Source organism: Arthrobacter sp. 05L421 (assembly GCF_056397785.1).
The window spans coordinates 75,067-96,672 of sequence record NZ_JBFTOC010000009.1; the positions used below are offsets into that span (position 1 = coordinate 75,067).

Below are 21,606 nucleotides of genomic sequence, written 5' to 3' on the forward strand. Positions count from 1 at the left end.
AGGGATTTGCGGTGTCGTCACAGCAGGGGTTTCGGACAAGCGGTTCCGGGCACGTGACAGGGCCTTAAGACTGTCTTTCAGAACAGGCCGCAACAATCTATCCTTATTAGTACCTAGGTTTAGGACTACTGGATCGACCGTTCGGGCGACCTGGGCAGCTCAGACCGGCGCGGGACTTTGAATGGCCCCGTTCACCAAAGGCGGTGAACGGGAACCACTTCGCAATCCCGGGCGTTAGGGGATAAGGGCAATGGCCACGTCACGCCCGGACGTTGGCAGACATGAGGAGGTCGTGATGCCGCTCTCGGAGCACGAACAGAAGTTGCTGGAGCAACTTGAGAAGCAGCTGCATGAGGACGACCCAAAGTTTGCAAGCCAGATGGGTTCGGTCCCCGGACGATCCTGGTCCACGCGCCATCTGGTGATGGGCGTGCTCGCGACTCTCGCGGGCGTGCTGCTGTTATTGGTTGGAGTGTCGACGCAAATCATCATCGTCGGAGTCGTGGGCTTTGTAGTCATGGGCGCCGGCGTCTATTTCGCAACCATGCGCAGTTCGGCCGTCGGCAAGGCCCGGGCAGCCGGCCGCAAAGGCAAACCCAGGAGTTCGTTCATGAGCAATCTTGAGCAGCGCTGGGACGAACGCCACGGGGGCGAATCCTGAGCCAATCCGTGACGGCCCCTTAGGCCCTCCACTTCCCGCCACCGGTACACCGGGGACGGCGCGAGACCCGCTTCGGCGGGTCTTTCGCCATTTAAAGCAGAAATGTTGCTGCGACCGGGACACAAAAGGGTGTCACCGTCGAATTGTTTCCACGCTGGGGCCGGTCCGCGCCCCGAATCGCGACGGCGGATGAGGCAAGCAGGCAAAATCGCTCCACTTTCCCCCACCAATCCTGTTTCCCTGCAAATGCTGGGAAGAAAGGGGATAAACATCCGCAAATTTGTCTAAACATCCCGGGCGTGTCGTTGACTGTGGAGCGATGTGGAGTAATGTGGAGGGCGTAAGAGGGTAGTGGCAACACAGGGGACGTTGGACTTTCTAGAACAGACGGGCGGTGGGCCGTGTTTCTCGGCACACATTCGCCGCGTCTGGACGAAAAAGGTCGAATTATCCTCCCCGCGAAGTTCCGCGAGGAACTTGCCAGCGGGCTGGTTCTCACAAGGGGCCAGGAGCGTTGCATCTACGTCTTTAGTGAGGCTGAATTCGGTCGGGTTCACGAGCAGATGCGGGAGGCTCCAATTTCCTCCAAGCAGGCACGTGACTACATCCGTGTTTTCCTCTCTGGAGCCTCGGACGAGGTACCTGACAAGCAGGGGCGCGTGACCATTCCGTCGGCGCTCCGGGAGTACGCAGGTCTAGGCCGGGAACTCGCCGTCATTGGCGCAGGATCCCGCGCGGAGATCTGGGACGCCCAGGCTTGGAACGAGTACCTGGCCGAAAAGGAAACCGCCTTCTCGGAGACTGACGACGCTATTCCGGGGATTCTCTGAACCCCACTGATCCACAAGCAAACAACGTTCCTTGATCGAGATCTCCAGCCGCCCATCCGGTTGTTGTCCTGGCTCACTTCCCCGGAGCCAGGCCGGCGCAGGGTAGGCGCGGATGGGGATCTGGACCAAGGAACGTTGCGTAAGAGCCCCAACCACCCGCAGCCGACAAACTCCCGCAACGAAAGGACGACGGCGTGACTGATCCCGACCAGGCGAAGCCTACGTCCGAACGCCATGTACCGGTCCTCAAGGACCGGTGCATCAATTTGTTGGCCCCTGGCTTCGAGGCGGCGCGGAGCCGCGGTGAGACCCCCGTGGTGATCGACGCGACGCTCGGCATGGGCGGACACTCCGAGGCCCTTCTCCAGCGCTTTCCCGACCTCCACCTGATCGGCATCGACCGCGACGAGGAAGCCCTGGCGCTGGCGGGGGCGCGGCTGGCCCGCTTCGCGAACCGGACCGACCTCGTTCACGCCGTCTACGACGAAATCCCGGACGTCCTCGCGGACCTGGGCTTCACCGAGGTCCACGGTGTGCTGATGGACCTCGGCGTCTCGTCCCTCCAGCTGGACGAGCGGGAGCGCGGCTTCGCCTACTCCTTCGACGCGCCCCTGGACATGCGGATGGACACCAGCCGCGGCCAGACTGCCGCCGACGTCGTCAACAACTACAGCGAAGAAGAACTCGTCCGGATCATCCGGAAATGGGGCGAAGAGAAGTTCGCCGGCCGCATCGCGAACAGGATCGTGGCCGCGCGCGCCGAAAAGCCCTTCACCACCACCGGAGAACTCGTCGAACAGATCCGGTCCGTGGTGCCCGCCGGCGCCGCCAAGTCCGGCGGCCACCCCGCGAAACGCACTTTCCAGGCACTCCGGATCGAGGTCAACGAGGAACTGGACGTCCTGGAACGCGCCATCCCGGCAGCCATCGCGGCCATCGCCCTCGGTGGCCGCGTGGTGGTCATGTCCTACCACTCGTTGGAAGACAAGATCGTCAAGGGCTTCTTCCAGGCCGGGTCGAAGTCCTCGGCCCCGCTCGGCTTCCCGGTAGAGCTCGAAGAGCACAAAGCCCAACTCAAAACCCTGACGAAGGGCACTGAGGTACCTACCGCCGCTGAAATCGCCGAAAACCCCCGCGCAGCTTCCGCCCGGCTGCGCGCCGTCGAACGCATCAAAGCCAGGAGAGCAGCATGAGCAACGCCGCCGTCAACAGCTACCCCGTTGCCCAGGGCGCCACCGCCCGTGCCCTGCCAGGCCGCCCCGGCGTAGATCAGCCCCGGAAGGCGCGCACTCCGCTTTCCGTAGTCCGCTCGGTGCCCCGCAAACGCCGCGCACCATTCGTGGTCCTCTGCTTCGGCCTCCTGGCGATTGCCCTCATGGCCGTGCTGGTCCTGAACATCTCCGTCTCCTCGGCCCAGTACCAACTGGTCGAACTCCGCAGTGAGCAGACCACCCTGACTAAGCAGAACCAGGACCTCACTCAGCAGGTCCAGAACTTCGACGCCCCCCAGAACCTCGCGGCCAAGGCCACGGAACTGGGCATGGTGGCTTCCCTTGCCAAGGGCCAGATCGATCTGTCTACCCTCAAAGTCACCGGCAAGGCGAAGCCGGCCGTCAAGGGCGACGCCCCGGGCGCCGTCATCGCCGCGCCGGCCCTCGCCGGAGCGCTCAATGTCGTCCCGCCGGCCACGGAGAATGAACCGCTCGCCCAGCGCAAAACGACACAAACAGACGCCAAGCCGTCCGACACCAAACCGGCTGATGCCAAGCCGGCGCCGGCGCCTGCCGCCCCCGCGCCGCCCGCAGCCCCCGCCGTCGAGCTCCACGGCGGATCGGTTCCCGCCCCAGCACAGAAGACCCCCGGGCAGTAACGTTCACTGACCACCAGCAAGGCAAGCAGCAAGGACTCACCGTGGCGAAGAACTCCGGCAAGGCAAACAAGGCGAAAGCCCCAAACGCCACCCGGCGGCTCCGCTGGGGACTCGGCATCATGCTGGCGCTCCTGCTGGTGGTCGGCGGCAAGCTGTTCATGGTCCAGGGCCTGGACATCGGGGGCATGGCCGAGGCCGCCCTCAATAACCGGCTCACGCCCATTGTGCTGCCCGCAGAGCGCGGCAGTATTCTCGATTCCTCCGGCACCGTCCTGGCCAGCAGCGTCATCCGCTACAACATCGTGGTGGACCAGACCGTCAACACCAAGACCGAATCCTTCCGCCGGCTCGAAACCATCAAGGGCAAAGACGAACTCGTCAAAGTCACCCGCGACCAGGGCATCTCCGAACTGGCCGGAGTGCTCGGCATGGACCGCGACGCCCTGCGCGATGCCCTGACCGGAACCCAGCGCTACTACATCGTGGCCAAGGACTTGAAACCGGACGTCGAGGACCAGGTCTCCAAGCTGTCAATTCCGGGCATTGTCACTGTAGGCACCAGCAAGCGGGTATATCCCAACGGCTCCGTGGCCGGTGGGATTGTAGGGTTTCTCAAGGACGGCACCACGGGGCAGGCCGGGCTCGAACAGACCCAGGACGAGATCCTCAAAGGAACCCCCGGCAAGCGCGTGTTCGAAATCGGCGCCGACGGGCTGCGGATCCCCGTGGGCGTGGACGAGTTGACGCCGGCGATCAACGGCAAGGACATCAAGCTCACGCTGAATTCGGACCTGCAGTACTTTGCCCAACAGGCGATCCAAAGCCAGAAGGACAAGCTCAGCGCCGAGTGGGGTGTGATCGTGGTCTCCGACATCAAGACCGGCAACATCATCGCTATGGCGGACACCGACTCCCCGGATCCCAACGACCCCGGCAAGGTTCCTGCCGAGGACCGCGGAGTGCGGGCCGTCACCGCCTCCTATGAGCCCGGCTCGGTGGAGAAGATGATTACGGCCGCCGCCGCGATCCAGGAAGGCAAGTCCAGCCCGCTGGACACCTTCACCGTTCCGCCGGCCTACACCGTGGACGGGCAGACCTTCAACGACGCGTTCGAACACGGCACCGAACACCGGACGCTGGCCGGAATCGTGGGCTATTCCATGAATACCGGCACGGTCATGGTGGGCCAGCGCCTGAGCAAGGACCAGCGCCATGACTGGCTGCAGAAGTTCGGGATCGGCCAGGCCCCCGACATTGGGCTCCCCGCCGAATCCAAGGGCATCCTGACCCCGGCCGACCAGTGGGATGGCCGCCAGCAGTACACCGTCCTCTTTGGCCAGGGCGTCGCGCAATCCACTCTCCAGACCGTCCGGGCATACCAGAGCATCGCCAACGACGGCGTGATGCTCCAGCCGCGGTTGATCGACAGCTACATCAACCCGGACGGATCCGAGGACAAAGTCCCGGCCAAGACGCCGCAGCAGATCGTCTCCAAGGAGACCGCCAAGCAGGTGCGCGACATCCTGGAGAGTGCGGTGACCGAGGGCGAAATCAAAGAGGCCGCGATCGACGGGTACCGCGTGGGCGCCAAGACGGGCACCTCCGAATCGCCGTGCGACGACGGCAAATCCGGCTTCTGCGGCTACACCGCTTCGATCATCGGGATGGCGCCCATGGACAATCCGCGGTTTATTGTTGAGGTGGTCCTGCAACGGCCCAAGGGGTCTATCTTCGGAATCACCAACGGACCTGTGTTCCGTTCGGTGATGAGCCAGACGCTGCGCACATTCAACGTCCAGCCCTCCACCGGTGAACCCGTGCGGCTGCCGCAGTACGCCAAGTAGCGCCCGTTCCACCTGGCACCCGGAAGGTATCAGCGGGCGCCACTGCCCAGTGCCTGCGCGCCGGAGCATGTTTGCGTGCCAGCGTCAGATTCATGCAGTGCCAGATCCATGTATTGCCCGAACCACTAGCACCACAACGGAGATCCACTTGTCAGAGCTCACCGACCCCGATGCTTCCGCGCCGTCCGGCCATGACTCCACCCTTGGCTTCCGGCCAACTGCGGTTGCCGCAGTGCCGCTGGCAGCCATCGGTGCGGCGATCGGCGTCGCCGTTCCCGGGGCCTCCAGCTCCATCCCGGTCACCGGGATCTCCCTGAACTCCCGCTCGGTCCGCCCGGGGGACCTCTACGTGGCGTTGCCGGGCGCCGCACGGCACGGGGCCGACTTCGTGTCCCAGGCCGTCGACGCCGGCGCTGTGGCTGTCCTGACGGACGACGCCGGCGCGCGTCTGCTGGCACTGGCCAATGACATCCCCGTCCCGGTGCTGCTGGCCGACGAGCCGCGCAGCGTGGTGGGCAGGCTGTCCGCACTCATTTACCAGAGCCGGCCCGACGGTGCCGGGGCACCGGCCCTCTTCGGCGTGACGGGCACCAACGGCAAGACCACCACCACCTACTTCATCAACGCCCTCCTTCGGGCGCTGGGCAAACGGACCGGGCTGATCGGGACGATCGAGATCCTGGCCGGCGGCGAGCCGATCCCGAGCCTGCTGACCACGCCCGAATCCACGGATGTGCACGCGCTGCTGGCGCTCATGCGCGAACGCGGGCTCGATGCCGCCTCCATGGAGGTTTCCTCGCACGCCGTGTCCTTCCACCGCGTGGACGCCGTGGTGTTCGACGTCGCCGGGTTCACCAACCTCACCCAGGACCACCTGGACCTGCACGGGACCATGGAGGAATACTTCCAGACCAAGGCCCAGCTGTTCACGCCGGAACGCGCCCGCGCCGCCGTCGTGACTATCGATGATGCGTGGGGCCGGAAGCTTGCGGACGCGGCCCAAATCCCGGTGACGACCCTCGCCACGGCCGGGACCACCGGCAGCGGGGATGTTGACGAGGACCGGACTTTGGCCCGGACTGCGGACTGGTCTGTGGCGGAGACTGCCCCGCGGGGCCTCGGCTCCGACTTCGTACTCCGGCACCGCGACGGCGCCGAACTGCGCGTCCACACCGGCCTGCCCGGAGGATTCAACGTCGCCAACGCGGCGCTGGCCACGGTGATGGTACTCGCCGGCGGCCACGAGCCCGCCGAAGTGCAGGCCGCCCTCGACGCCGCGGACCCCTTCACCGTCGCCGTGCCCGGCCGGATGCAGCTCGTGTCCACGGCCCCGGCGGCCGTGGTGGACTTCGCGCACAACCCCGACGCCCTGGAACGTGCCCTCGAGGCCGTCCGGTCCCCGGAACCCGGATCCAAGGTGATCATCGTGTTCGGCGCCACCGGGCAGCGGGACCAGAGCAAGCGCCCAGCCATGGGAGCCATCGCGGCCCGGCTGGCGGACACTGTCATTGTCAGCGACGACGATCCCCACGACGAGGACGCGGCGGCCATCCGCGCGGACGTCCTCGCCGGGGCCCTGGCGGCCAAGGACGACGAGGGCCTGGACTGCAAGGTCCTGGAGGTTTTCCCGCGCGACGCAGCGATCCTGAAGGCCGTGGAGCTCGCCGGAGCCGGGGACACCATCCTCGTGGCCGGGCGCGGCCACGAGGTGTGGCAGGAAGTCAAGGGAGTCAACCTGGCACTCGATGACCGGGTGGAGCTTCGGAACGCCTTGACAGCACGGGGATTCACCGTTCTCGAAGACCACCGGATAGAGTCCTAAACCGAGATGATTGCACTTACAGCGGCGGAAATCGCCGACATAACCAACGGCCGGCTCGCTGCGGAACCGGGAATTACCCCCGCATCCGTGGTGACCGACTCCCGCGAGGCCACGGCGGGTTCCCTCTATGTGGCCAAACCGGGGGAGAACGCCGACGGGCACGACTTCGTGGGCGCCGCCTTCGACCGGGGCGCCGTCCTGGCACTCGTCGAGCGCGAAGTCGCCGACGCGGCCGGCACGAACTTTCCCGCCGTCGTCGTTGAGGACGCTGTCCTCGCCATGGGCGCGCTGGCCGCTGAATCGGTCCGCCGGATCCGCGCCAGCCGCGCGGCCGCCGGCGCCGCGTTCACCGTGATCGGCATCACCGGTTCCGCCGGCAAGACCACCACGAAAGACCTGCTCGCCGGGATCTTCGCGGCTGCCGGCGCCGAAGGCACCACCGTCGCGCCGCAGGGATCCTACAACGGCGAGATCGGCGTCCCGCTCACGGTCTTCAAAGCAGATCTCGACACCCGCTACCTCGTCATCGAAATGGGCGCCACGGGCATCGGCCACATCCAGTACCTCGCGGACATGGTCCGGCCGGAGATCGGCGTCGTCCTCGGCGTCGGCTCCGCCCATGCCGGCGAATTCGGCGGCGTCGAGAACATCGCGGTCGCCAAGGGCGAACTCGTTGAAGCGCTCCCGGCCAACGGCACCGCTGTGCTGAACCTGGACGACTCCCGCGTCGCCGCGATGGCCGCCCGGACCAGGGCCCGCGTGCTCGGATATACCTCCCGCGCGGCCGGCATGGGCCAGGGCGACGGCGTCCAGGCGGAGGTGGCCCAGGCGGACGTGGCCCAAGCCAATATGGTCAGGGCCGAGGGTGTGGAACTGAACGCCGAAGGCCATCCCGAATTTGAGCTTTACCTCCCCGCCGACGGGGCCCCGCACGGGGAAACCCCGCAAGGATCAACCCGGTATCACGTTGCCGCCAAGCTGATCGGCGCCCATCACATGGCCAACCTCCTCGCGGCTGCTGCTGCGGCGCACGCGGCCGGCATCCCCGGCGCGCAGATCGCGGCCTCGCTCAGCGAGCAGGCTGCCGCCAGCCGCTGGCGGATGGAACGCACTGAGCGTCCTGACGGCGTGACCGTCATCAACGATGCCTACAATGCCAACCCGGAGTCCATGCGGGCGGCACTGCGGACGCTGGCCGAGTTGGGCCAGGGCCGGCGCACCTGGGCGGTCCTGGGCGCCATGCTGGAACTTGGACCGGATTCGATCCGTGAGCACATCGCAGTCGGCACCCAGGTGGTGCGGCTCAATATCTCCCGTCTCGTCGTGGTGGGCCGGGAAGCCCGGTCGCTGTATGTCTCGGCCGTCAACGAGGGCTCCTGGGGCGATGAATGCGTTTTCGCCGAGACTGCGGACGAGGCCTACGAGCTTCTTCAAGCCGAGCTCCAGCCCGGCGACCTGGTCCTGTTCAAGTCCTCGAACGGCATCGGGCTGCGCCACTTGGGGGATCGGATAGCATTACCCCCACATGCCACCAAAGACTCTCCCGAGCGATCTGCTGAGGGAACTGCCGCAACCGCCACCGAAGGGAGTGCACAGCTGTGATTGCACTGCTGATGGGCGCCGGAATGGCGCTGTTCCTCGCGTTTGTGGGCACCCCGCTGTTCATCCGTTTCCTGGTCCGCAAGGGCTACGGACAATTTATTAGGGACGACGGACCCACGTCCCACCACACGAAGCGCGGTACACCCACCATGGGTGGCGCCGTGGTGGTCTTGGCCGTACTGGTCAGCTACGGGCTCACGCACCTGTTCATGTGGATGATGAACCCGCACTCCCCGGGACCTAGCGCCTCCGGTATGCTCCTGCTGTTCCTGATGGTGGGCATGGGGCTGGTCGGTTTCCTGGACGACTTCATCAAGATCTCGAAGCAGCGCAGCCTGGGGCTGGATACCAAGGCCAAGCTGATCCTCCAGGGCGCCGTTGGCATCGTTTTCGCCGTGCTGGCGCTGAACTTCCCCAACGCTGCCGGCCTGACGCCGGCTTCTACCCAGATCTCGCTGGTGCGCGATATTCCGTGGCTTAACCTGGCCTTCGCCGGGACGGTGCTTGGAGCGATCCTGTTTGTGCTGTGGTCCAACCTGATCGTCACGGCCGCGACCAACGGTGTGAACCTCACCGACGGCCTTGACGGCCTCGCGGCCGGCGCTTCGGTCATGGTGTTCGGGGCGTACACGCTCATGGGCATCTGGCAAAGCAACCAGGCGTGCGGGTCCCCGCGGCAGGCCGGCGGTGGCTGCTACTCGGTCCGCGACCCCCTGGACCTGGCCCTGTTGGCTGCCATCCTGAGCGCGGCGATGGTCGGATTCCTGTGGTGGAACACCTCGCCCGCGAAGATCTTCATGGGCGACACAGGCTCCCTGGCCATCGGCGGCGCTGTTGCAGCGTTCGCCATCCTGTCCCGCACCGAGCTGCTGCTGGCGTTCATCGGCGGACTCTTCGTCCTCATCACGCTCTCGGTCATCATCCAGGTGGGCTACTTCAAACTCACCAAGGGCAAACGGTTCTTCAAGATGGCACCGCTGCAGCACCACTTTGAACTCAAGGGCTGGGCCGAAGTCACGGTGGTGGTCCGGTTCTGGATCCTGTCCGGGTTGTTTGTCGCCGCTGGCCTGGGCATCTTCTACGCCGAATGGGTGGTGCTGCTGTGACCGGACCGATCCCCGCCCCGCTCACCACCTCACCCCGGCTGCAGGGACTCACCACCTGGGACTCCGACTGGTCCGGCCTGCGCGTCGTGGTTACCGGCATCGGCGTCTCGGGTTTCGCCGCCGCCGATACCCTGATTGAACTCGGTGCCCGGGTGGTGGTGGTGGACGCCGCCACCAGCGCCAAGGCGCTGGCCCAGGCCGACACGCTCCGGATCGTCGGCGCCACTGACGTCCTGCTGGGCGAAGAAGCAGTGGAGTCCGTTCCTAAGATCGACGGGCACAAGCCTGACCTGGTCGTAACGTCCCCGGGCTGGCGCCCGGACCAGGCCATGCTCGCCGCTGCCGCGCGGGCGCACATTCCGGTGTGGGGCGACGTCGAACTCGCGTGGCGGCTCCGCGAACGCAAGGGCCGCAAGACCGCCGACTGGCTGACCATTACAGGCACCAACGGCAAGACCACCACGGTCGGTCTGACCGAGTCCATGCTCCAGGCCGCCGGGCTCAAGGCGATCGCCGTCGGCAACGTCGGGACCCCGATCCTGGACGCCCTGCGCGACCCGGTGGCCTACGACGCCTTCGCGGTGGAACTCTCCAGTTTCCAGCTGCACTGGAGCCACTCGGTGTCCCCGGTGGCCAGCGTGTGCCTCAACGTCGCCGAAGACCACGTGGACTGGCATGGCTCCTACGCCTCCTACCTGGCCGACAAGGCCAAGGTCTACACAAACACGCAGAAGGCCTGCATCTACAACGCCGAGCAGATCGAGACCGAACGCATGGTCGAGGACGCGGACGTAGTGGAAGGCTGCCGGGCCGTGGGCTTTACCACACTGACGCCGGCCATCAGCATGCTCGGCGTCGTGGAGGGGCTGTTAGTGGACCGCGCCTTCATCGCCGAACGCAAGGACAGCGCCGCCGAACTCGCCTCCATTGCTGACTTGGGGTCGGCAGCACCGCGCCACATGGTGGCGAACGCGCTGGCAGCGGCCGCGCTGGTCCGGGCTTACGGCGTGGAGCCGTCGGCAGTCCGCCAGGGCCTGCTGAACTACCTCCCGGGCGACCACAGGATCCAGCCCGTGGCCCGCCATGGGGGCGTGCTCTGGGTCAACGACTCCAAAGCCACCAACCCGCACGCCGCCGCCGCCGCTTTGTCCGCGTTCCAGAACGTGGTGTGGATCGCCGGAGGATTGTCCAAGGGCGTGAACTATGACTCCCTGATCCAGGAACAGGGCAACCGGCTCAAAGCCGTGGTCCTGATCGGCATGGACACCACCGATCTGCAGGCCGCGCTGAAGCGACACGCGCCCGATGTCCCCGTGATCTTGCCGGCCAAGGGTGAGACTGAAGACGTGCAGACTGCCGGAACGGCCAAAGCCGCCGCAGGCCCTTCGCCGATTTTCAGCGAGACTGTGATGGCCCAGGCCGTTGCCTCGGCGGCGCAGCTGGCCGCTTCCGGGGACACTGTGCTCCTGGCCCCGGCGGCTGCTTCCATGGACCAGTTCTCTTCCTATGCTCACCGTGGCGATGCCTTCATCGAAGCTGTCCGCGAGCTCGTGGAAGGGCAGGCTCAGACCAGCGAGGAGTAACAATGGTCAGCACGCCCACACGTACGACGGCGGCACCAGCCGCCGCAGGCCGGGCCACCAGTGGCGGTGCCAGTGGCAAGCCCGCCGGCAGCAGCACGTCCGGCACCGGGAGCGCCGGTGCCCGAAGCGCCGGTGCGGCATCAACGCCCGGCAGGCCCGCTGTGACTCCGGCAGCCCGGGTGCTTGCCTGGAACCGCGGCTTCTGGTCGGCGCTCGAAGGCACCGGCAAGTCCCGCAACGGGTCCACGTACTACCTCATTCTTGGCTCTACCCTGGCGCTGACTGCGATCGGCATCATGATGGTCCTCTCCGCCTCCAGTGTGGAAGCCATCGCGGCAGGGGAGTCGCCGTACTCCGCCGCCCTCAAACAGGGCGGATTCGCCGCGCTTGGCGTTTTCGCGATGTTTGTCCTCTCACGCGTCAACGTCGTCTGGCTCAGGCGCGTCGCTTGGTGGCTCATGCTCCTGGCCGTTGCGCTGCTGGGACTGGTCCTTCTCGTGGGACGCAGCGCCCTGGGTAACCAGAACTGGATCGACGTCGGCCCCTTCACCTTCCAGCCCTCCGAAGCCGCCAAGCTTGCCCTCGCGCTCTGGATGGCCACAGTGCTTGACCGCAAAGCGAAGCTTCTCCAGGAATGGCGCCACGCGCTCATTCCCGTCGTGTTCCCGGGTGCTGTTGTGGTCCTGGTCCTCATTCTCGCCGGAAACGACCTCGGCACGGCCATGATTGTGATGATCATCGTGGCTGCCGCACTGTTCTTCGCCGGCGTCCGGCTCTCCTTCTTCGCCATTTCCGGGGCGCTACTGGCCATTGGCGCGACCGTCCTCGCCGTCACGAGCCCGAACCGGATGTGCCGCATCCTGTCCTGGACGGGCCAGACCTGCGCCGATGGCTCAGACCTGAACTACCAGTCCACCAACGGCCTGTACGGGCTCGCGTCCGGCGGGTGGTTCGGCGTCGGACTAGGCCAGAGCCGGCAGAAGTACAGCTGGATCCCGGAAGCGCACAACGACTTCATCTTCGCGATCATCGGCGAGGAGCTCGGTCTGGTGGGGACAATCGTCGTCCTGGTCCTCTTCGCCATCCTCGGCACCGCCATCTACCGCGTCGTCGTCGCACAGCACGATGTCTTCCACCGCGTCCTGGCCGGCGCGATCATGGTCTGGCTACTGGGGCAGGCCAGCGTCAACATGGCCGTGGTCACCGGGCTGGCACCGGTGATCGGCGTCCCGTTGCCCTTCATTTCCTACGGCGGCTCGGCCCTGCTGATGTCGCTGTGCGCAATCGGCGTCGTCCTGTCCCTGGCCCGGGCCCAGATGGACCCGGGCATGCAGCCGAAGAAGATGCTCAGGTTCGGCCCGGCCGCCTTCGCCAATTCCGTGCGGCGCGCCCGCGCTGCCCGGGCCGCCGGCCGGTCCGCCGCCAGCACTGCGGCCAGCCGGTCCGCCGCCCGACCCGCCGCCAAGTCAGCCGGCCGCCCCGCTGGCAACCCCGTCGCCAAGGGCGCCGCCAATGGCGCCGCCAAGGGCGCCGGGAACAGCTCCGGGAACGCGGCCAACAAGTCATCGGCCCAGATCTCCACCGGCAAAAACACTGCCGGCAAAATCCCCACCATCAAGAACTCCGCCTCCACAAACCGTACGAAAGCGTAAACAGCCCTTCATGAACACCGAGACGCCCTTGTCCGTGGTCCTTGCCGGCGGCGGAACCGCCGGCCACATCAGCCCGCTGCTGGCCATCGCCGGGGCCCTCCGGCAGTCCCGCCCCGGAGTGCAGCTCCTGGCTGTGGGGACCCCCGGCGGGATGGAGGCGCGGCTGGTCCCGGCGGCCGGGCTGGACCTCGCCACCATCAGCAAGGTCCCGCTCCCGCGCAAGCCGTCCGCGGACCTGCTCCGGCTGCCGGGCCGGATGGCCGGTGCGGTGAAGCAGGCGGGTTCCATCCTGGATGAGGCAGGCGCCGACGTCCTGGTGGGAGTCGGGGGCTATGTGTGCACGCCTATGTACGTCGCGGCCCGGCGCCGGAAGATCCCGATTGTGGTCCACGAGGCCAACACCCGCCCCGGCCTGGCCAACCGTGTCGGTGCACGCCTCGGCGCCCACGTGGCCGTCGCTTTCGCCGCGACCAAACTGGGCCGTGCACGGCACGTCGGCATGCCGATGCGACCCGAAATTTCCGGCCTCGACCGCGCTGCCGCCCAGGCCGGTGCCCGGCAGGCTCTCGGGCTGGACGCGGACAAACCGACGCTCATTGTCACGGGCGGCTCGTCAGGGGCCCAGAGCATCAACCGGTCCCTCGCCGCGGCCGTGGGAGCCCTCGCCGACGCCGGCGTGCAGACTCTGCACATCACCGGCCGCGGCAAGTCCGTGCACGACGCCGACGGCCGGCCGCTCGCCGCGCCGGGATACCGGCAGATGGAATACGTGGACGGCATGGAAACCGTCTACGCCGCGGCGGATCTGCTGCTGGCCCGTGCCGGAGCCGCAACCGTCTGCGAGGTGGCCGCGGTGGGCGTCCCCGCCGTCTTCGTCCCCCTGCCCATTGGCAACGGCGAACAGGCGCTGAACGCTGCGGGCCTCGTCGCCGCGGGCGGCGCCTTGATCGTCGATGACAAGGCCTTCTCCGTGGACTGGATCCGCGAAAACCTCATTCCGCTGCTGCGGGACCCGGACAAGCTGGCCCGGATGGCCGCCAGCTCCGAACAGCTCGGCATCCGGAACGCAGACCGGCGCATGGCCGATCTCATCCTCGAAGTAGCGTCCTCAAGCACGCTCAGCAGAAACCAGCAGCGCCCGACACAGCACGGCAGGAAGCAGTAGAGCAATGACCCAGCCCCAACACGGAACGCGTTCCCTCGAATCCCTCGGCCGCGTTCACTTCATCGGCATCGGCGGCGTCGGCATGTCCGCCGTTGCCCGCATCATGGTGGCGCGAGGCATCCCGGTGAGCGGCTCCGACGCCAAGTCGCTGCCCGTCATGGGAGACCTCGCAGCCGCCGGGGCACGGATCGCCGTCGGTTATGCTCCCGGCAACCTCGGCGACGCCCAGACGGTGGTCGCCGGCTCGGCGATCCGGCCCGAGAACCCCGAGCTCGCAGCGGCGCGCGCCGCCGGGCTTCCGGTGCTGCACCGCTCCGAGGCGCTGGCCGCCACCATGGCGGATGACACCGTGGTGGCAGTCGCCGGAACGCACGGCAAGTCCACCACGACCTCCATGATCACGGTGCTGCTGCAGGGCGCCGGACTGGACCCGTCGTTCGCCATCGGCGCCAACGTCCCGGCGCTCGGCGTCAACGCGGCCCACGGCACCGCGGGGATCTTCGTGGCGGAGGCCGACGAGTCAGACGGCTCCTTCCTGAACTACCGCCCCATGATCTCCGTAGTAACCAACGTCGAGCCGGACCACCTGGACTTCTACGGCACCGCCGAGGCCGTCTACGCCTCTTTCGACAGCTTCACGGCCTTGCTCCCGGCCGACGGAGTCCTGGTTGCCTGCGCGGACGACCCCGGGGCAAGGGCCCTGGCCGAGCGCACCCTGGCCCGCGGCAACACCCGCGTGGTCCTTTACGGGACGGCGGCCGACGCCTCCATCCGGCTGCACGACGCCGAACCGGGCCAGGTGGAGATCTCGACGACGGCCGGCACCTTCGGCGTCGAACTCCAGGTTCCGGGCCGACACAACGCGCTCAACGCTGCGGCCGCCTTCGCCGTGGCGATTGAACTCGGCGTCGCGCCAGAGACCGCGGCGGCGGCACTGGCCCACTTCTCCGGCGCCTCGCGCCGCTTCGAGTTCAAGGGGGAGGGGCGCGGCGTCCGCGTCTACGACGACTACGCCCACCACCCCACGGAAGTCCGGGCCGCCCTGTCCGCGGCGCGGGCCGTCGCCGGGCAGCACAAGGTGCACGTACTCTTCCAGCCCCACCTGTTTTCCCGGACCCGCGAATTTGCGCGCGACTTCGCCGAAGCCCTCAACACGGCGGACACTGCCCTGGTCCTGGACATCTACCCAGCCCGCGAGGATCCCATTCCCGGTGTCACCAGCGGGCTGATCGCCGAGCACCTGGGCTCCGGCGGCCGCCTCATCGGACCGGGCGGGGAGGCTGTGCAGGCACTTCTGGCCGACGCCGGCCCCGGGGACATCGTGCTGACTGCCGGCGCCGGCGACGTCACGGCCTACGGGCCCCTGATTGTCGATGCCCTGACGATCGAGGCCGCCGGTGCCTAGCACCAGGCGGCCCACCTACCGGGGCGGATCCAACGCCTCCGGAACCGGCTCCCGGCCGCCGTCCGGCGGAACGGGCACGGATGTCATTTCTGCATCCAAGAACGCCGCAGACGCCGGGAGCGGCCACTCGAAGAACACTCAGCACCCGCAGGGCACAGCGGATATCGGTTCGGGCAAGGTGCTGTCCTTCCCTGAGCCCAGGGGCAAACGCCGCCGGCGCATCCTGCTCAGCACCATCGCCATCGTGGCCGTGCTGATGGCCGGGATCGTCGCGGCCGCGGTCTACTCGCCGGTGCTCGCCTTGCGGACGATCACGGTGGAGGGCACGAAGATGCTGAAGCCCGATCAGGTTAAGGCCGCCCTGGCGCCCCTTCAGGGCAAGCCACTGCCTCAGATCAGCGAGGAGGAGGTCACAGCCCTGCTCAAGCCGCTGGTCCAGGTCAAAGCCGTCACCGCGAAGGCGCTGCCGCCCGCCACCTTGCAGGTGCACGTCACCGAGCGCATTCCCGTGGCCCTGGTCAAGCAGGGCAAGACATTCCAGTTGGTGGACGTCGACGGTGTCCAACTCAGCACCACCGCGGATGCCGCCTCGGTATCGCTCCCCGTGATCGACGGCGGCAGCGGGACGCTTCCGAAGGACCTGTTCCAGGCCATCACAGCGGTGCTCGGGGCTCTGCCGGCCGACGTGCTGGCGCGGCTCTCCAACGCCTCCGCCTCCTCCGCCGACGCCGTCGAACTCAAACTCGACGACGGGCAGAGAATAGTTTGGGGCAACGCGGGGGAGAAGGAACTGAAGGCGCGGGTCCTTTCCGCCCTCCTGAAGGTCCCGGCCGACCCGAAAAACCCCGTCAACGTTTACGATGTCAGCGTGCCGCGGCACCCCGTCACGCGGTAGCTGCGACGCCGAGGGACGTCCAGCTGCGCTCGGGAGCACATACAGGGCCTATTTGCCCGGTATTCCCGCGACACGCGGCGGCGGTTATTGAATGTCCCCGGCATAGGAAATACCGTCACAGACATGAGTTACTTGACATAACTATAACCTTCAAGTCGAAGGTTAAGGTTAAAAGGTTCAAGCTGGACTCGACCAGTTTTCGCATTAGTACACGAACAAGGGACACGTAACGTGGCAGCTCCGCAGAATTACTTGGCCGTCATCAAGGTCGTCGGCATCGGCGGCGGTGGCGTGAACGCAGTCAACCGCATGATCGAGGTCGGTCTTCGCGGCGTCGAATTCATCGCCATAAACACCGATGCCCAGGCATTGTTGATGAGCGATGCCGACGTCAAACTCGACGTCGGGCGTGAGCTGACCCGTGGTCTCGGTGCTGGCGCGAACCCCGAGGTCGGCCGCCAGGCTGCCGAGGACCACGCCGATGAAATCGAAGAGGTCATCCGCGGCGCAGACATGGTCTTCGTCACCGCCGGCGAAGGTGGCGGAACCGGTACCGGCGGCGCCCCCGTCGTCGCCCGGATCGCCCGTTCCCTTGGCGCCCTGACCATCGGCGTCGTGACGCGTCCCTTCACCTTCGAAGGCCGCCGCCGCGCCGGCTCCGCCGAGGCCGGCATCGACGCCCTGCGCGACGAGGTCGACACCCTGATCGTGATCCCGAACGACCGACTGCTCTCCATCAGCGACCGCAACGTCTCGGTCCTGGATGCATTCCGCTCGGCCGACCAGGTGCTGCTCTCCGGCGTCCAGGGCATCACGGACCTCATCACCACCCCGGGCCTGATCAACCTCGACTTCGCTGACGTCAAGTCCGTGATGCAGGGTGCCGGTTCCGCGCTGATGGGCATTGGTTCTGCCCGCGGCGAAGACCGTGCCGTCAAGGCCGCGGAGCTGGCCATCGCCTCCCCGCTGCTGGAAGCATCGATCGACGGCGCCCACGGCGTCCTGCTGTCCATCCAGGGCGGCTCGGACCTGGGCCTCTTCGAAATCAACGAGGCAGCCCGCCTGGTCCAGGAAGTCGCCCACCCGGAAGCCAACATCATCTTCGGCGCCGTGATCGACGACGCCCTCGGCGACGAGGCACGCGTCACCGTCATCGCCGCCGGCTTCGACGACGTCAAGGCCACCTCGCCGTCCATGGACCAGTCCCTGCCGGCCGCGCCGCAACGGCCCACGTCCGCCGCCCCCGCTCCGGCGCAGGCACCCGCAGCCGCCCCGGTCCAGCCGCTGCACGCCACTGTCGGTGCCTCGGGCTACGGCGGCTGGGGCCAGCAGCGCCCCTCCGCGGTACCGGCCGACTCGGGCTTCGACGTCGACCTCCCGGCCGTCGTGGAGCCGGACCTGTCCGGCCGGCACTCCGATGACCTGGATGTACCGGACTTCCTCAAGTAAATCGTTCCGCTTCAGCATGGCACCGCCGTCCGGCGGTGCCATGCTGCTTTGCGGCGGGATACGGTGGATTGTATGAACGCAGATATTCCGGACATGTCGATGGCGGTGTTGTGATTGTTTTACTGGCGGGCTGAAGTCCGGCCGGGCGTGTGGGTGGCCTTCACCGACGCCCGAGCCGGAAACCTTGCACTGCATGTTGGCGATGACCCCGCGGCGGTCCGCCGCAGGCGTGCGGAGCTCGAAGCGGCCTCCGGGCTCGGCGGCCGCTCCTTCCGATACATGAACCAGGTCCACGGCAACGACGTCGCCACGATCGTGGGCGCAACGGCGACGACGGGCGCGGCGACGACAGCGGCGACGGCCGATGCCACCGTCCACGTGCCGGCCGCACCCACAGCCGATGCCCAGGTCTCACTGACCGAACCGCTGGCTGTCCTGGTGGCGGACTGTGTGCCCGTCGTACTGGTCGGCGAGGACGCGGCCGGTGAACCTGTCCTCGGCGTCGTCCACGCCGGACGGCCCGGCGTAGCCGCCGAAGTGGTGCCCGCCGCCGTGGCCCGCTTGCGGGAGCTCGGCGCTGACAGCATCAGCGCCTGGGTTGGGCCCTCGGTCTGCGGCCGCTGCTATGAGGTCCCGGAGGACCTGCGCGCGGACGTTGCCGCTGCCGTACCTGCCACCTGGTGCACCACGTCCACCGGCGCCCCCGGCCTGGACCTGCCGGCAGGTGTCCGGAGCCAGCTGGAGGCAGCGAGCGTCGCGGTCGAATACTCCGGGGGCTGCACCCTCGAGGACGACACCCTCTTCTCCTACCGCCGCGACAGCCGCACCGGCCGCTTCGCCGGGCTGGTGTGGACGAACGGTGCGCACGGGATTACGGCGCATGGCCATGACTGAACCGGTTGACGTACCGGACACAAGCGCGTTCAAACCCGGGAACGTGCCGGGGGAGAGCCTGGAGGACGCGCTGCTAGGCCCGCGGCTTGCCCAGCTGGGGGCGAACCTCGAGACCGTCCGCCGCAGGATCGACGCCGCCGTGGCAGCCGCCGGTCGCACGACGCCGCCACGCCTGATCGTCGTCACCAAATTCCATCCGGCCCAGGACGTCCGGCGGCTGGCGTCGCTGGGTGTCACCGACGTCGGGGAAAACCGGGACCAGGAGGCCGCGGAGAAAGCGGCGCAGCTCGAAGACCTCGGCCTGAGCTGGCACTTCATCGGCCAGCTCCAAAGCAAGAAGGCCAAATCCGTGGTGAAATACGCCGCGTCGGTGCATTCCGTGGACCGGGAGGCGCTGGCTTCCGCACTCGCCAAGGCGATGGCCGCCGAAAGCGACCGCACCGGGCGCGCGCCCATGGAGTGTTTCATCCAGGTCAACCTGGACCAGGACGCCGGGGCGCACCGCGGCGGCGCGGGCCCCGACGAGGTCCCCGCACTGGCCGAACAGCTGGCCGGCGCTGCCGGACTGAGGCTCGCCGGCGTCATGGCCGTAGCCCCGCTCGGGGCGGATCCCGCGGCTGCCTTCGAGAAATTGGCAGGCATTTCCGGCCGGCTGGCTGAACAATATCCGGGCGCCACGGGAATATCCGCCGGAATGAGCCAGGACCTCGAAGAGGCGGTCCGATTCGGGGCGACACACCTGCGCATAGGCTCCGATATTCTCGGTCCGCGTCCGGCCCTGCGGTAAGTTCGACGTATTGGAAGGTAATGGCGGGGATTCCAAGGCTGTCTAGTCACTAAGCGGCCCGCTTACGGACAAGATTAGGAGTCGACCATGGCTGGCGCTCTGCGCAAGACAATGATCTATCTTGGGCTCGCCGACGGCGACGAACACTACGAGTCTGAGCACCCCACACCGCACAAGGATGAGGACGAATCCATGGAGCAGGACCGCGAGGAACGACGTGCTCCGGCGCCCGTCCGCGAGGTCCCCCGGGAAGAGCCCCACGCCGCTGAAGAGGAATATCGCGCACCTGTGACACCCATCAAGCGTGCGGCATCGAGCCGCGAAGAGACCACCGGACTCCGGCAAATCACTACCATCCATCCGCGGTCGTACAACGACGCCAAGCTCATTGGTGAAAGCTTCCGCGAAGGCATCCCCGTCATCATGAACGTCACCGACATGGGCGAAGCTGACGCCAAGCGCCTCGTGGACTTCTCCGCCGGACTCGTCTTCGGCCTCCGCGGCAGCATCGAACGGGTGACGAATAAGGTGTTCCTGCTCTCGCCGTCGTACATCGAGGTCATTGGCGATGACAAGAAGGTCAGCGAGACCCAGGCAAGTTTCTTCAACCAAAGTTAGGCCCAAATATCGTTACGGATGCCAGGTGGGGACACCCGCCTGGCATCCGTGCGGAATTATCCGTGTTGAAATAGAAGTGACACTTTCCTTAGGACACTGCGGTATCCGGAATGAACATGGAGATATGAGTTAGCTCATGGGAATTGTTTTCGGACTCGTCTATATCGCTCTGTTGCTCTTCTTCGTGGCATTGATCATCCGCCTGGTCTACGACTGGGTGCAGATGTTTGCCCCGAGCTGGCGGCCCCGCGGCATGGCACTCGTGACGGCCCATGCCGTGTATTCGGTCACGGACAAGCCCCTCAAGCTGCTCCGCCGGCTCATCCCGCCGCTGCGGTTGGGCGGGATTTCACTGGACATCGGCTTCCTGCTCCTGTTCGTGGCCGTGAGCGTGGCGATGTGGATCGTCAAGGGCCTGGTGTACGCCCAGCCGATCGCAGCATGAGCCGCCGGGGCCGGGGAGGCGACTTGCCCGGGCCCAGGCCACACCGAATGAAACTCCGGTTTGACACTGCGGTGTTGAATTAGAGGAACCAGACCATATTTAGGTACCGTAGTTTTGACGGCCGGAAGGCCTACTGACTAACTAGACCAACGAGGTGACCAGATGGCTTTGACGCCAGAAGACGTTGTCAACAAGCGCTTTCAGCCGACCAAGTTCCGCGAAGGCTACGACCAGGATGAAGTTGATGACTTCCTGGACGAGATCGTCGTCGAACTTCGGCGCCTGAACCAGGAGAACGACGAGCTCCGCAAGAAGCTCGCGGAATCCGGCGCCGGCACGCCTGCCAGCTCCGCAGCCGCCGCACCCGTGGTGGAAAAGGTCCCGGCGCCCGTCAAGGCCGAGAAGGAAGACACCGCCAAGGCCGAGGCCGAAGCCAAGGCAAAGGCGGCCGCAGAAGCTGCCAAGAAGAAGGAAGCCGAGCAGGCTGCTGCCAAGGCAGCCCAGGCAGTCGAACCGGCGCGTACCGCTGCCACCCCGGCTTCCGAGTCCGCCGCCGGCCTGCTGGCCATGGCGCAGCAGATGCACGACAAGCACGTCGCCGACGGCGAGCAGCAGCGGGACAAAATCATCGCTGAAGCCCAGATCGAGGCCAGCAGCCTCGTCAACGATGCGCAGGAAAAGTCCCGCAAGATCCTTGGTGCCCTCGAGCAGCAGCGCTCCGTGCTGGAACGCAAGGTCGAGCAGCTTCGCGGCTTCGAGCGCGACTACCGCTCACGCCTGAAGGCCTACATCGAAGGCCAGCTCCGTGACCTCGATGCCCGCGGCTCCGTTGCGGCCCCTGAGGTCGAAGCCAATAGCTAGGCAAAAGCAAAGTATTCTGAAAGTCGGTGGCTGAGGTTTCCTCGGCCGCCGGCTTTTCACTTTCCCGCACGGTATTTTCCGGCACTGTAATTTTCCCGCACTGTGCCGCCACCGGTC

The 21,606-nt window shown here is 66.7% G+C and carries 18 protein-coding genes and 1 pseudogene; all 19 read left to right on the top strand.

What is annotated here, in order from left to right; genetic code table 11:
• Positions 1 to 295 precede the first annotated feature (295 nt).
• Positions 296 to 661, top strand: coding sequence for a DUF3040 domain-containing protein (locus AC1DKQ_RS12470; protein ID WP_476884887.1), 366 nt, complete (start codon positions 296 to 298; stop codon positions 659 to 661).
• Positions 662 to 1,062: 401 nt separating this feature from the next.
• Positions 1,063 to 1,491 (top strand): division/cell wall cluster transcriptional repressor MraZ, encoded by a 429-nt coding sequence (gene mraZ, locus AC1DKQ_RS12475; protein WP_476884886.1) that lies wholly within the window; start codon positions 1,063 to 1,065, stop codon positions 1,489 to 1,491.
• Positions 1,492 to 1,685: 194 nt separating this feature from the next.
• Positions 1,686 to 2,684 carry a 16S rRNA (cytosine(1402)-N(4))-methyltransferase RsmH gene (rsmH, locus tag AC1DKQ_RS12480; RefSeq protein ID WP_476919144.1) on the top strand — a complete coding sequence of 333 codons (999 nt, stop codon included), beginning with the start codon at positions 1,686 to 1,688 and terminating at the stop codon, positions 2,682 to 2,684.
• Positions 2,681 to 3,361: a cell division protein FtsL gene (gene ftsL / locus AC1DKQ_RS12485; protein WP_476884884.1), complete on the top strand. Its 681-nt coding sequence runs from the start codon at positions 2,681 to 2,683 to the stop codon at positions 3,359 to 3,361. Before rsmH ends, ftsL begins: the two co-directional genes overlap by 4 nt.
• A gap of 41 nt (positions 3,362 to 3,402) precedes the next feature.
• Complete coding sequence (locus tag AC1DKQ_RS12490) at positions 3,403 to 5,205, top strand: peptidoglycan D,D-transpeptidase FtsI family protein (RefSeq protein ID WP_476884883.1); 1,803 nt, start codon at positions 3,403 to 3,405, stop codon at positions 5,203 to 5,205.
• A gap of 148 nt (positions 5,206 to 5,353) precedes the next feature.
• Positions 5,354 to 7,027: a UDP-N-acetylmuramoyl-L-alanyl-D-glutamate--2,6-diaminopimelate ligase gene (locus AC1DKQ_RS12495; protein WP_476919145.1), complete on the top strand. Its 1,674-nt coding sequence runs from the start codon at positions 5,354 to 5,356 to the stop codon at positions 7,025 to 7,027.
• A 6-nt stretch (positions 7,028 to 7,033) separates the two neighbouring features.
• A complete protein-coding gene (locus tag AC1DKQ_RS12500) occupies positions 7,034 to 8,629 on the top strand; it encodes a UDP-N-acetylmuramoyl-tripeptide--D-alanyl-D-alanine ligase (protein WP_476919146.1) in 1,596 nt (531 codons plus the stop codon).
• Positions 8,626 to 9,735: a phospho-N-acetylmuramoyl-pentapeptide-transferase gene (gene mraY / locus AC1DKQ_RS12505; protein WP_476884880.1), complete on the top strand. Its 1,110-nt coding sequence runs from the start codon at positions 8,626 to 8,628 to the stop codon at positions 9,733 to 9,735. The genes AC1DKQ_RS12500 and mraY overlap by 4 nt, the downstream gene beginning before the upstream one ends.
• The gene (gene murD, locus AC1DKQ_RS12510; protein WP_476919147.1) at positions 9,717 to 11,318 is read left to right on the top strand and encodes a UDP-N-acetylmuramoyl-L-alanine--D-glutamate ligase; all 1,602 of its coding nucleotides are present in this window, start codon (positions 9,717 to 9,719) and stop codon (positions 11,316 to 11,318) included. The genes mraY and murD overlap by 19 nt, the downstream gene beginning before the upstream one ends.
• Positions 11,319 to 11,320: 2 nt before the next feature.
• Positions 11,321 to 12,679: pseudogene (gene ftsW / locus AC1DKQ_RS12515) on the top strand (putative lipid II flippase FtsW); the annotation flags it as partial.
• A gap of 301 nt (positions 12,680 to 12,980) precedes the next feature.
• Complete coding sequence (murG, locus tag AC1DKQ_RS12520) at positions 12,981 to 14,135, top strand: undecaprenyldiphospho-muramoylpentapeptide beta-N-acetylglucosaminyltransferase (RefSeq protein WP_476884878.1); 1,155 nt, start codon at positions 12,981 to 12,983, stop codon at positions 14,133 to 14,135.
• Positions 14,136 to 14,139: 4 nt separating this feature from the next.
• Positions 14,140 to 15,540, top strand: a complete 1,401-nt coding sequence (gene murC / locus AC1DKQ_RS12525; RefSeq protein WP_476919148.1) for a UDP-N-acetylmuramate--L-alanine ligase — start codon at positions 14,140 to 14,142, stop codon at positions 15,538 to 15,540.
• Positions 15,533 to 16,435 (top strand): cell division protein FtsQ/DivIB, encoded by a 903-nt coding sequence (locus AC1DKQ_RS12530; RefSeq protein WP_476919149.1) that lies wholly within the window; start codon positions 15,533 to 15,535, stop codon positions 16,433 to 16,435. The genes murC and AC1DKQ_RS12530 overlap by 8 nt, the downstream gene beginning before the upstream one ends.
• A 231-nt stretch (positions 16,436 to 16,666) precedes the next feature.
• The gene (gene ftsZ / locus AC1DKQ_RS12535; RefSeq protein WP_277526893.1) at positions 16,667 to 17,884 is read left to right on the top strand and encodes a cell division protein FtsZ; all 1,218 of its coding nucleotides are present in this window, start codon (positions 16,667 to 16,669) and stop codon (positions 17,882 to 17,884) included.
• Between the two features lie 114 nt (positions 17,885 to 17,998).
• Positions 17,999 to 18,778 carry a purine nucleoside phosphorylase YfiH/LACC1 family protein gene (locus AC1DKQ_RS12540; RefSeq protein WP_476919150.1) on the top strand — a complete coding sequence of 260 codons (780 nt, stop codon included), beginning with the start codon at positions 17,999 to 18,001 and terminating at the stop codon, positions 18,776 to 18,778.
• Positions 18,771 to 19,565, top strand: a complete 795-nt coding sequence (locus AC1DKQ_RS12545; RefSeq protein WP_476919151.1) for a YggS family pyridoxal phosphate-dependent enzyme — start codon at positions 18,771 to 18,773, stop codon at positions 19,563 to 19,565. Before AC1DKQ_RS12540 ends, AC1DKQ_RS12545 begins: the two co-directional genes overlap by 8 nt.
• An 87-nt stretch (positions 19,566 to 19,652) precedes the next feature.
• Positions 19,653 to 20,183 (top strand): cell division protein SepF, encoded by a 531-nt coding sequence (locus AC1DKQ_RS12550; protein WP_476884873.1) that lies wholly within the window; start codon positions 19,653 to 19,655, stop codon positions 20,181 to 20,183.
• A 136-nt stretch (positions 20,184 to 20,319) separates the two neighbouring features.
• Positions 20,320 to 20,628: a YggT family protein gene (locus AC1DKQ_RS12555; protein ID WP_476884872.1), complete on the top strand. Its 309-nt coding sequence runs from the start codon at positions 20,320 to 20,322 to the stop codon at positions 20,626 to 20,628.
• A gap of 162 nt (positions 20,629 to 20,790) precedes the next feature.
• Positions 20,791 to 21,489 (top strand): DivIVA domain-containing protein, encoded by a 699-nt coding sequence (locus tag AC1DKQ_RS12560; RefSeq protein WP_476919152.1) that lies wholly within the window; start codon positions 20,791 to 20,793, stop codon positions 21,487 to 21,489.
• Positions 21,490 to 21,606: the final 117 nt, after the last annotated feature.

Bases quoted from the DNA above. Each gene is read 5' to 3' on its own strand.
- AC1DKQ_RS12555 (WP_476884872.1), top strand. From the start codon at position 20,320: ATGGGAATTGTTTTCGGACTCGTCTATATCGCTCTGTTGCTCTTCTTC.
- murC (WP_476919148.1), top strand. From the start codon at position 14,140: ATGACCCAGCCCCAACACGGAACGCGTTCCCTCGAATCCCTCGGCCGC.
- AC1DKQ_RS12470 (WP_476884887.1), top strand. From the start codon at position 296: ATGCCGCTCTCGGAGCACGAACAGAAGTTGCTGGAGCAACTTGAGAAG.
- AC1DKQ_RS12560 (WP_476919152.1), top strand. From the start codon at position 20,791: ATGGCTTTGACGCCAGAAGACGTTGTCAACAAGCGCTTTCAGCCGACC.
- AC1DKQ_RS12550 (WP_476884873.1), top strand. From the start codon at position 19,653: ATGGCTGGCGCTCTGCGCAAGACAATGATCTATCTTGGGCTCGCCGAC.
- murG (WP_476884878.1), top strand. From the start codon at position 12,981: ATGAACACCGAGACGCCCTTGTCCGTGGTCCTTGCCGGCGGCGGAACC.
- AC1DKQ_RS12500 (WP_476919146.1), top strand. From the start codon at position 7,034: ATGATTGCACTTACAGCGGCGGAAATCGCCGACATAACCAACGGCCGG.
- ftsL (WP_476884884.1), top strand. From the start codon at position 2,681: ATGAGCAACGCCGCCGTCAACAGCTACCCCGTTGCCCAGGGCGCCACC.
- murD (WP_476919147.1), top strand. From the start codon at position 9,717: ATGGGTGGTGCTGCTGTGACCGGACCGATCCCCGCCCCGCTCACCACC.
- AC1DKQ_RS12545 (WP_476919151.1), top strand. From the start codon at position 18,771: ATGACTGAACCGGTTGACGTACCGGACACAAGCGCGTTCAAACCCGGG.